8 protein-coding genes are annotated in these 8,597 nt (G+C 67.5%); 3 read left to right on the top strand and 5 right to left on the bottom strand.

The features are described from left to right. Window positions 1-492: 492 nt before the first annotated feature. The 4 genes from bchO to crtA are packed head-to-tail and all read right to left on the bottom strand — an operon-like array spanning window position 493 to window position 4,761. Window positions 493-1,380, bottom strand: coding sequence for an alpha/beta fold hydrolase BchO (gene bchO, locus ACSSV4_RS21495; RefSeq protein WP_454277113.1), 888 nt, complete (start codon window positions 1,378-1,380; stop codon window positions 493-495). Beyond that, window positions 1,377-3,059 carry a magnesium chelatase subunit D gene (locus ACSSV4_RS21490; RefSeq protein WP_454277112.1) on the bottom strand — a complete coding sequence of 561 codons (1,683 nt, stop codon included), beginning with the start codon at window positions 3,057-3,059 and terminating at the stop codon, window positions 1,377-1,379. The genes bchO and ACSSV4_RS21490 overlap by 4 nt, the downstream gene beginning before the upstream one ends. Then, window positions 3,056-4,060: a magnesium chelatase ATPase subunit I gene (gene bchI, locus ACSSV4_RS21485; protein WP_454277111.1), complete on the bottom strand. Its 1,005-nt coding sequence runs from the start codon at window positions 4,058-4,060 to the stop codon at window positions 3,056-3,058. The genes ACSSV4_RS21490 and bchI overlap by 4 nt, the downstream gene beginning before the upstream one ends. Beyond that, the gene (crtA, locus tag ACSSV4_RS21480) at window positions 4,057-4,761 is read right to left on the bottom strand and encodes a spheroidene monooxygenase (RefSeq protein WP_454277114.1); all 705 of its coding nucleotides are present in this window, start codon (window positions 4,759-4,761) and stop codon (window positions 4,057-4,059) included. Before crtA ends, bchI begins: the two co-directional genes overlap by 4 nt. Before the next feature lie 110 nt (window positions 4,762-4,871). Here crtA and ACSSV4_RS21475 point away from each other — a divergent pair, with 110 nt between their 5' ends. Genes ACSSV4_RS21475 through tspO form a run of 3 tightly spaced genes read left to right on the top strand, consistent with a single transcriptional unit; the run spans window position 4,872 to window position 7,929 of the window. Next, on the top strand, window positions 4,872-6,425 hold the full coding sequence (locus tag ACSSV4_RS21475; RefSeq protein WP_454277110.1) for a phytoene desaturase: 1,554 nt from the start codon (window positions 4,872-4,874) through the stop codon (window positions 6,423-6,425). Then, window positions 6,422-7,471 (top strand): 15-cis-phytoene synthase, encoded by a 1,050-nt coding sequence (gene crtB, locus ACSSV4_RS21470; protein WP_454277109.1) that lies wholly within the window; start codon window positions 6,422-6,424, stop codon window positions 7,469-7,471. Before ACSSV4_RS21475 ends, crtB begins: the two co-directional genes overlap by 4 nt. Beyond that, entirely contained in the window at window positions 7,468-7,929 is a 462-nt protein-coding gene (gene tspO / locus ACSSV4_RS21465; RefSeq protein WP_454277108.1) for a tryptophan-rich sensory protein TspO, read from the top strand. The genes crtB and tspO overlap by 4 nt, the downstream gene beginning before the upstream one ends. A gap of 10 nt (window positions 7,930-7,939) precedes the next feature. Here the strand turns inward: tspO and ACSSV4_RS21460 are convergent, their stop codons facing one another. Beyond that, entirely contained in the window at window positions 7,940-8,458 is a 519-nt protein-coding gene (locus tag ACSSV4_RS21460; protein ID WP_454277107.1) for a tetratricopeptide repeat protein, read from the bottom strand. Window positions 8,459-8,597 lie beyond the last annotated feature (139 nt).

Genomic DNA, 8,597 nt, shown 5'->3' with positions numbered 1-8,597 from the left:
TGGTCTGCCGCTCCTCGCCGGATCCCGACAGAAAGGTTTACATGAGGTTTACATAAGGTTGCCAAAAGGTTTACCTGACTGAAAAAGTGGGAAACTCTTGGGCGCTGAAACGGGCCAAAATGGCCCGGAAGTCACCGAAAGGTTTACCCTAAGCTTCCCCTAAGTTGACAGAATTGCCCCCGAAAATAAAAAAACCGAGTTTATGTAAACCTTTCGGACCCGGTCTGATGGCTCGGCCGCTGCCAGCATCTGATCGCCGTCCTTTGTCAGGCGACGTCGCACAGATATATGATTCGCGCAAAAGGGGATCTCTTTCCCGCGTCAGCGGGTAGGTTTCTTATCCCGCCGATTGAGGTTATCAGGACAAGGCTCCAAGCGTGATGCGTAAGCGCCGAATAATGGTGCTTCGGGCACCGCTGTGCAGCGGTCGGGCACCGGGTGGCTCGTGGCTGTTTCGGCCAAGGGTCGCGGCAGGCTCACCGACCCCTCGGATCAATCTTTCCGGGTCTGGGTGTCACGCAATATCCGCTCCACCACGCTACAGACCCGCTCCGGGTCTTCCTCATGCGCCAGATGCCCCAGACCGGGCAGCTGCGTGACCGTGCAATCGGGCAGCCGAGGGGCGGCGCGGTCTGAGACCCCGGGCGGCACCGCTAGGTCGTTCTCGCCGGTGATAAGGTGACAGGGCGTGCTGAGGCCCTCCAGCCGGTCGAGCAACCCGTCTATGTCCCATTGCGCCATCATCCGCAGCGTGCCGTCGACATGGCCACGATCCGAGATCAGCCGCGCGTAGAGCGCCAGCCCGGCGTCGTCGAGCCTGGAACCCGTACCTTCGATCAGCCGCCGCGCGCGCCGTGCGGGATCGCCGCCCATGGTAAAGATCGTGGCCGTCAGAGGGTTGAGCGCCAGCACCCGTGCCAGCAGGGGAAAGAGCCAGCCTGCGATGCCCTCGAACCGGTCAAGAGCCGCGTTGATGCCGATCACCCGCGGCGTGCTGCCGTCCGGCGCGGTGAGGCGTGTGGCAAGATCGAGCGCCACGGCGGCACCAGCGGAATGGCCGATGATGGCGCGGGGCTGCCAGCCCTCGGCCACACAAAGCGCCGCGATATCGGAGGACATCGCGCGAAGGCCGCAGCGTCGCCGGTCGCCTGCGCGGGTAAAGCCCTGCGCGGGCAGGTCGAGTGCCACGACGTGGTGATGTCGTGCCAGGCGCGGCAGAACATCGCGCCAGCTATGGGTCGAGGCCCCGGCACCGTGCAGCAGTAAAAGCGTCTCGCCGCTTCCCATTTCCTGCACGTGCCAGTCATGCGGACGGTGGCGGATGCGGCGGGAATGCGCGCGGTTGGGCCAGTCGGTTGGAATCTCGGCCCCGCCGCTCATCGTGCAGGCGTATCAAGCGCCGCATTGACCGCGCCGCTGATGCGGGTGGCATCGGCGCGGGGCAGGGCGAGGTAGCGCGCGCCGAGGTCCGTTGCAAGCTGCGCCGTTTCAGGCGCTGTGCGCGCCGAGGTGTCGAGCAGGACGGCGGGCAGGCCAAGGGCGCGCAGAAGGGCTGCGACCTCACGTGCCTCCTGCATGGCCGCCGTGCGCCCGCCGCTGCCATCGAGCGCGACATTGGCGCGCCCGTCGGTCAAGAGCGCAAGCGCCGGGTCGAGCCCGCGCCCGCGCGCCTGTGCCGCCAATGTGGCCCCGGCCAGAAGCCCCGCCGCCAGCGGCGTGCCGCCGCCGCCGGGCAGGCCCGCCAGCCGACGCTTGGCCTGCACCAGCGAGCGGGTCGGTGGCAGAAGCAACTCCGCCCCGGTGCCGCGAAAGGCGATAAGCGCCACGTGATCGCGCCGCGCATAGGCCTGCGCCAGCAGCAGTTCCACCGCGCCCTTGGCCTCGGCCAGCCGCGCCATCGCCGCCGAGCCCGAGGCATCGACGGCGAAGATCAGCAGCCGGTCGGAGCGGGTCTCGAACCGGCGCAGGCGGATGTCGGAAGGGTGGATGATCACGCACGCGGTGCCGTCGCCTTGCCGTCGCAGCGGTTGCCAAGGGGCGGCGTTGCGCAGGGTCGCGACGATGTCGATCCGCGCGCGCCCGTCGGGCTTGCCGGGGCGGGAGGGGAGGGGACGGCCGCGCCGATTGCCCTTGCGCCGCGCGCCGGCCCCGGCCCCGCGCAGGCCGCGCGCGCTGCGGGCGTTTTGCAGCCGCTCCATCAGGCCCGGCGGGATGAGGGCCGCGACCGCGTCGATCAGCATATCGTCGGGGATGCCGTCCTGCATCTCGTCGGTATCGGCGCTGTCGGTCTCGGGGTCGGGTGGCGGGGTGTCGTCGTGTGGCTCCGCCTCGTCTTCCTCCTGCGGGATCTGCGTGGCGCGATGCGCAAAGACCAGTTCCGCCGCCTCGCGCAGGTCGTCGTCGTTGGGCGTATTGCGCATGTTCAGGGCGGCCAATGCGCGGGCGGCGCGCAGTGCCAGCAGCGGCGCGCGCAGGCTGTCGATGCCGAAGCGCGCGGCAAGCGCGGTGAGCGTGGCGATATGGTCGGGGTCGATCCTGATCCCGGGCAGGCGCGCGCGGGCGGCGTCGAGATCGGCGGGCGCGGGCAGGGTCGCTTGCGCCTGATGCCAGCCGGTCGCGTCGAGATCGAGGCCGAAGGCGAGCCGCTCGATCAGCGCGTCGGGCGCGCGCTCGGTCTCCTCTGCGCCCTCGTCGAGCAGGATCAGCCCGTGCCCCGCCGCGCGGTCGAGCAGTTGCGCGAGCCGCGCGGCGAGATGCGGTTGCGTGCGCTCGGCCATCGGCAGGATCAGGCGGGCAGGCTGTGTGGCGAGCCCCTCTTGCCAGACCAGCCGCCCTTGGGCCAGCGTGGCGGCGACATCCGCGCCACCGAAGAGCGCAGTGTCGCTCAGGTCGGGATGAATACGCCGGGCGGGGCCGGGCAGGGTGGCGAGCAAGGTCTCGAACCGCTGCCGGGCCGGGCCTGCGCGCGCGCGCAGATGCACCCCGCGCAGGCCCTCGGGGTCGATGGCCAGAAGGCTGAGCGCGCGCAGCGCGCGGGCCCATGCGGCGCTGCCGCTCATCCCAGCAGGTCCTCGGTCAGGCGGATGACGCGGGTGACCGATCCGGCCTCGTCGAGAGGGTCGCGGCGCAGCCGGTGGCTGAGGGCTATGGGCGCGACGCGGCGCAGGTGGTCGCGTGTGATGGCGGCGGCCCCTTCATAAGCCGCGAGCGCGCGGGCGCTGCGCATCAGCGTCAGTTCGCCGCGCAGCCCGTCCGCGCCGAGCGCGGTGCAAAGGGTCGCGCAATCGCGCAGGATATCGTCGAGCGTGGTCACATCGGGCTTGGCCGCGCGGGCGGCAAGGATGGCGTCACGGATCGCGGCATCCTCGGCCTGCCAATGGGCGAGAAAGGCGGCGGTGTCGGTCTCATAGGCGTCGCGGCGGCGGATGATCTCGATCCGCTCCTCGATATCGGTGGGCGAGCGCACCTCGACCGAGAGACCGAACCGGTCGAGCAGTTGCGGACGTAATTCACCCTCTTCGGGGTTGCCCGAGCCCACCAGCACGAAGCGCGCCGGATGGCGGATCGAAAGCCCCTCGCGCTCGACCACGTTTTCGCCGGATTGGGCCACGTCGAGCAGCAGGTCGACGATGTGATCCTCCAGCAGGTTGACCTCGTCGATATAGAGATAGCCGCGATTGGCGCGCGCCAGAAGCCCCGGTTCGAACGCCTTTTCGCCGCGCGTGAGGGCCCGCTCGATATCGAGCGCGCCGGTCACGCGGTCCTCGGTCACGCCGAGGGGCAGATCGACCACCGGGGTGGGGCGCTCGACGATATCGCCGTCGGGGGGCGGGGCCCAGTCGGGGTTGTCCTCGGCGCGTTCGGCATTGGTTGGGCTGTTCGCAATCATGCGGATGGGCGGCAGCAGGGCGGCGAGCGCGCGCACGGCGGTGGATTTGCCGGTGCCGCGGTCGCCAAAGACAAGCACGCCGCCTAGCCCCGGCTCGATCGCGGTGAGGATCATCGCTCGTTTCATCTGGTCCTGACCGACGATGGCGGAAAACGGGTAGGGGGCTGTCATGCGGGTTCTTTCATGGTGATCGGTTGGGTGCCGTGCCAGGTTCCGCGCGTGGCGGTGACGCGGAAGCGGGCGTAAAGCTCTTCGCGGAACCAGTCGCCCTCGCGCACGGCGCTGATGGCGCGGGCATGCGGCCCGTCGGCGCGGGCGAATTGCGCCATGCTCTCGGCATCGGGCCAGATCGAGAAGGTCACCTGATGCAGCAGCGGCACCTCGCCAATGCCAATTTTGAAGGCGACGTTCGGGTCTTGGCCGATCATCGCGCTGATATCGGGCACGCGCCGCCAGAAGCGCAGCGCGCGGGCCGGGCGCACGGTGGCGCGGGTGAGCGCCGCGAGCGGGCCGGTGCCGGGATCGTCGGCAGGCCGGAAGGGATTCTCGCCTGCCCATGCGCCGCGCGCCGAGACCGGGGTGAGAAACACCGTCCAGACCTCGGCCGCGTGGCGGGCGTAGCGGCGAAAGACATCGGCCTTCGCGGTCTGGCGCAAGGCGGTGGCATGGTCGGGCCATGTGGCGAGAATCGCGTAGACCCCGGTATTGGGCACCGGGGTGAACCCCTCGCCGGTGCCCGAGCCGCAGAGCTTCCAAAAGCCGATGCCGGGCACGCGCGGCATCATCAGCCGCGCCGCGCCCATCATGGCAAAGGCCCAGAGCCGACTGACACCGGTGTCGAAGCGATGGAAACTGAGGCTGACGGTTTGTATCGGGCCGCTCCCTGTGACGATCTGTGCAGAAATAGTGACATGGTTTCAAGGCATAGAAAAGGGTGCATTCCGTGATTGTCAATTTAACTAGACACATGTAGCATGATCTCATGTTGACACGTCTGAATCCGGAAATGAGCGAAGAGGCGGCCCGGGCGAGCGCCCCGCATGCCGTTGTGATCGGGGCCGGTCTGGGCGGTCTCGCCTCGGCGATGCGGCTGGGCGCGCGGGGCTACCGGGTGAGCGTGATGGACCGGCTCGACAGCCCCGGCGGGCGTGGATCGAGCCTGATGCGCGACGGACACCGCTTCGATCTGGGGCCGACCATCGTGACCGTGCCGCAGATCTTTCGCGAGTTATGGGCCGCCTGCGGGCGCGATTTCGACGCCGATGTCGATCTGCGCGCGCTCGATCCATTCTACGAAATTCGCTGGCCCGATGGCTCGACCTTCACCGCGCGACAGGATGGTGACGCGATGCGCGCCGAGGTGGCGCGACTTTCGCCCGGTGATCTCAAGGGCTATGACGCCTTTGTGCGGGACAGTGAGGCGCGCTATTGGTTCGGGTTCGAGGATCTGGGGCGGCGGTCGATGCACCGGCTTGGCGATCTGATCAAGGTGCTGCCGAAATTCGCCTGGCTGCGCGCTGACCGGTCGGTCTATGCCCATGCGGCGCGGCGGGTCAAGGACGAGCGTCTGCGCATGGCGCTGTCGTTTCATCCGCTGTTCATCGGCGGCGATCCGTTCAACGTGACCTCGATGTATACGCTGGTCAGTCATCTCGAGAAGGAATTCGGCGTGCATTACGCCATCGGCGGCGTCGATGCCGTCGCGCGCGCCATGGGCCGCGTGATCGAGGAGCAGGGTGGGATGATCCGGCAGGGCGCGGAGGTTGACGAGATCCTGCTGAAAAAGGGTCGCGCGCGGGGCGTACGGCTGACCTCGGGCGAGATCGTGACCGCCAATATCGTGGTCTCGAACGCCGATGCGGGCCATACCTATGACCACCTGTTGCGCAACCACAAAAAGCGGCGCTGGACGCCTGCTCGACTGCGGCGCGCGCGCTGGTCGATGGGCCTGTTCGTGTGGTACTTCGGGACCAAGGGCACGGCGGAGATGTGGCGCGATGCGGGGCATCACACCATCGTCAACGGGCCACGCTACAAGGGTCTGGTGCGGGACATCTTCCGCACCGGCAAACTGGCGCAGGACATGAGCCTTTATGTGCATCGCCCTTCTGTCACCGATCCGACCGTGGCGCCCGAGGGGGATGACACGTTCTACGCGCTGAGCCCGGTGCCGCATCTGGGCCATGCAAATCCGGTGGATTGGCAGGCCGAGGCGGAACCCTATCGCCAAAAGGTACAAAAGGTTCTGGAAGAGCAGCTTTTGCCGGGTCTGGGCGATCATCTGACCGCCTCGGAGGTGTTCACGCCCGAGACCTTCCGCGACCGTTATCTCAGCCCGCATGGCACGGGCTTTTCGATCGAGCCGCGCATCCTGCAAAGCGCGTGGTTCCGGCCGCACAATGTGAGCGAAGAGGCGCAGGGGCTGTATCTGGTCGGTGCGGGCACACATCCCGGCGCGGGTTTGCCTGGGGTAATTTCAAGCGCTGAGGTGCTGGATAAATTGGTACCCGACGCCGAGACGGTGCGCGGCCGATGATTGATCCGCGCGATATGGAGCACTGCGTGGCGGCGATCCGCCACGGCTCGCGCTCGTTTCATGCCGCCTCCAAGCTTTTGCCGCGCAGCCTGCGAGACCCGGCGCTGGCGCTTTATGCCTTTTGTCGGCTGGCCGATGATGCGGTCGATCTGCAACCCAACAAATCCGAGGCCGTGCTGCGCCTGCAGGAGCGGCTTGATCTGGCCTATTCGGGGCGGCCCCAGAATGCCCCCGCCGACCGCGCCTTTGCCGCGATCATCGCCGATTTCGAGATGCCCCGCGCGCTGCCCGAGGCGCTGTTGGAGGGGCTGGCCTGGGATGCGATGGGGCGGCGGTATGCGACGCTGTCGGACCTGCGCGCCTATTCGGCGCGGGTGGCCTCTGCGGTGGGGGCGATGATGTGTGTGCTGATGCGGGTGCGTGATGGCGATGCACTGGCCCGGGCCTGCGATCTGGGCGTGGCGATGCAACTCACAAATATTGCCCGCGACGTGGGCGAGGATGCGCGCGAAGGTCGGCTCTACCTACCGTTGGAGTGGTTCGACGAGGCCGGTCTTGATCCGGAGGATTTTCTCGCCGCGCCGCACCCCTCGACGCAGATGGCGGGAATGCTGCACCGGCTGTTGCGCGAGGCGGATGATCTTTATGCGCGCTCCGAGGCCGGGATCGCGGCGCTGCCGCGTGCCTGCCGACCGGGGATTTTTGCCGCGCGGCATGTCTATGCCGGGATCGGCCATCAGGTGCGCCGGGCGGGGTACGATTCGGTGACCCGGCGGGCAATGACCAACACGCGGCAGAAACTGGGCTGGCTCAGCCTTGCGATGCTGCGGGCGGGCGCGACATATGCCATGCCGCGCTCGGCGATGATCTATGCGCGATCCCTGCCGGAATGCGCGTTTCTGGTTGAGGCCGCGGCGGCGTCCGCGCCGCAGCGTGGCGACTGGAGCGACACGCTCTATGCCACGATGGCGCAGCTCAAGGCGCGGGATGCGGGCCGGGGCTTTGTCTTGATTGATGGAGATGCGGGCGATAGATACCGGGCATGATCTGGATCTGCTTTGCGATTTTCCTGGCCGCCTGTTTCGCCGCAGGCTCTACCGGAGGGCTGTTTTCGCCCGGGGAGTGGTATGCGCGGCTGCGCAAGCCGTGGTGGACACCGCCCAACTGGTTGTTCCCGGTGGCCTGGACGTTGCTTTACGTCTGCATGGCGGCGGCGGGTGCGCGGGTCGCGGTCAGCCCGGATAATGGGATCGCGATGGCCTTCTGGGCCTTGCAGATCGCGCTCAACGGGTTGTGGACGCCGGTGTTCTTCGGGTTGAAGAAAATGCGCCTGGGGCTGATTGTGCTGAGCGGGCTGTGGCTGTCGGTTGCCGCCTCGACGGTGGCGCTATGGCAGGTGGACATGATCGCGGGGCTGTTGTTCCTGCCCTACTTGGCATGGGTCAGCGTGGCTGGTGCGCTCAACGCCTCGGTGCTGCGGCTCAACCCCGAAGAGGCGCGCTGACCGCGCGGTCTCAGCCCCCCAATTGCGCGATTTCCCGACGAATGTCGCTGCGCCGACTGGCCATGGCCCCGAGAGGGTCCATCTCGGGGTCGAGTGCGAGCATCTCTGCAAGGACGGCATCGGCAGCGCGCAGTTTTTCCACCGTGCCGCGCCTCGCCGTGCCCATGCGCATCTCGGCAAGGGCGCTTTCATGCAGCGCCGTGCCCCGCACCGCGAGGGCCGCGGCGCGGTCGGAGCCGCTGAGGTCCGAGGCAAGCGTGGCCGCGACCTGCGCCGCTTCGTCGTAACGCCCGCCACGCAGCAATGCGTGGGCGTATTCCAGCCGCAGACGCGGTTCTAGCGGTCCGGCATTCAGCAAGAGGGCGCCATAGCTGCGGATCGCGCTATCGTAATTGCCCGCCTCCAGCGCCTTACGCGCGGTGCTGTACTTGCGCTGGAATTCCGTGCCCTCGCTGACCACGCCGGGCTCACACGCCGCCAGTGGGATCGAAAATACCGCCGCGATCAACAACTTGCCTGTGAACTTCATTCTCGAAACCTGTCCCGTGCCTTTTTTCACGCTTCTATCACGCCGCTGTGAGAGCGAGCCATGAAAAAACTCGGACACCTGTAAAAATTGCATCGCTGAGGCATTCCTGCGTCGGGTGCGGTTTACCGTAGCACGCCGG

The sequence above is a fragment of the Roseovarius sp. MBR-154 genome, from assembly GCF_053628595.1.
The sequence above is the reverse complement of the archived record's forward strand: the minus strand, read 5'-3'. Positions and strand labels throughout refer to the sequence as shown.

Coding starts and splice junctions, on each gene's coding strand:
- bchO (WP_454277113.1), bottom strand. CDS start 1,380: ATGAGCGGCGGGGCCGAGATTCCAACCGACTGGCCCAACCGCGCGCAT.
- ACSSV4_RS21490 (WP_454277112.1), bottom strand. CDS start 3,059: ATGAGCGGCAGCGCCGCATGGGCCCGCGCGCTGCGCGCGCTCAGCCTT.
- bchI (WP_454277111.1), bottom strand. CDS start 4,060: ATGACAGCCCCCTACCCGTTTTCCGCCATCGTCGGTCAGGACCAGATG.
- ACSSV4_RS21475 (WP_454277110.1), top strand. CDS start 4,872: ATGTTGACACGTCTGAATCCGGAAATGAGCGAAGAGGCGGCCCGGGCG.
- crtB (WP_454277109.1), top strand. CDS start 6,422: ATGATTGATCCGCGCGATATGGAGCACTGCGTGGCGGCGATCCGCCAC.
- tspO (WP_454277108.1), top strand. CDS start 7,468: ATGATCTGGATCTGCTTTGCGATTTTCCTGGCCGCCTGTTTCGCCGCA.
- ACSSV4_RS21460 (WP_454277107.1), bottom strand. CDS start 8,458: ATGAAGTTCACAGGCAAGTTGTTGATCGCGGCGGTATTTTCGATCCCA.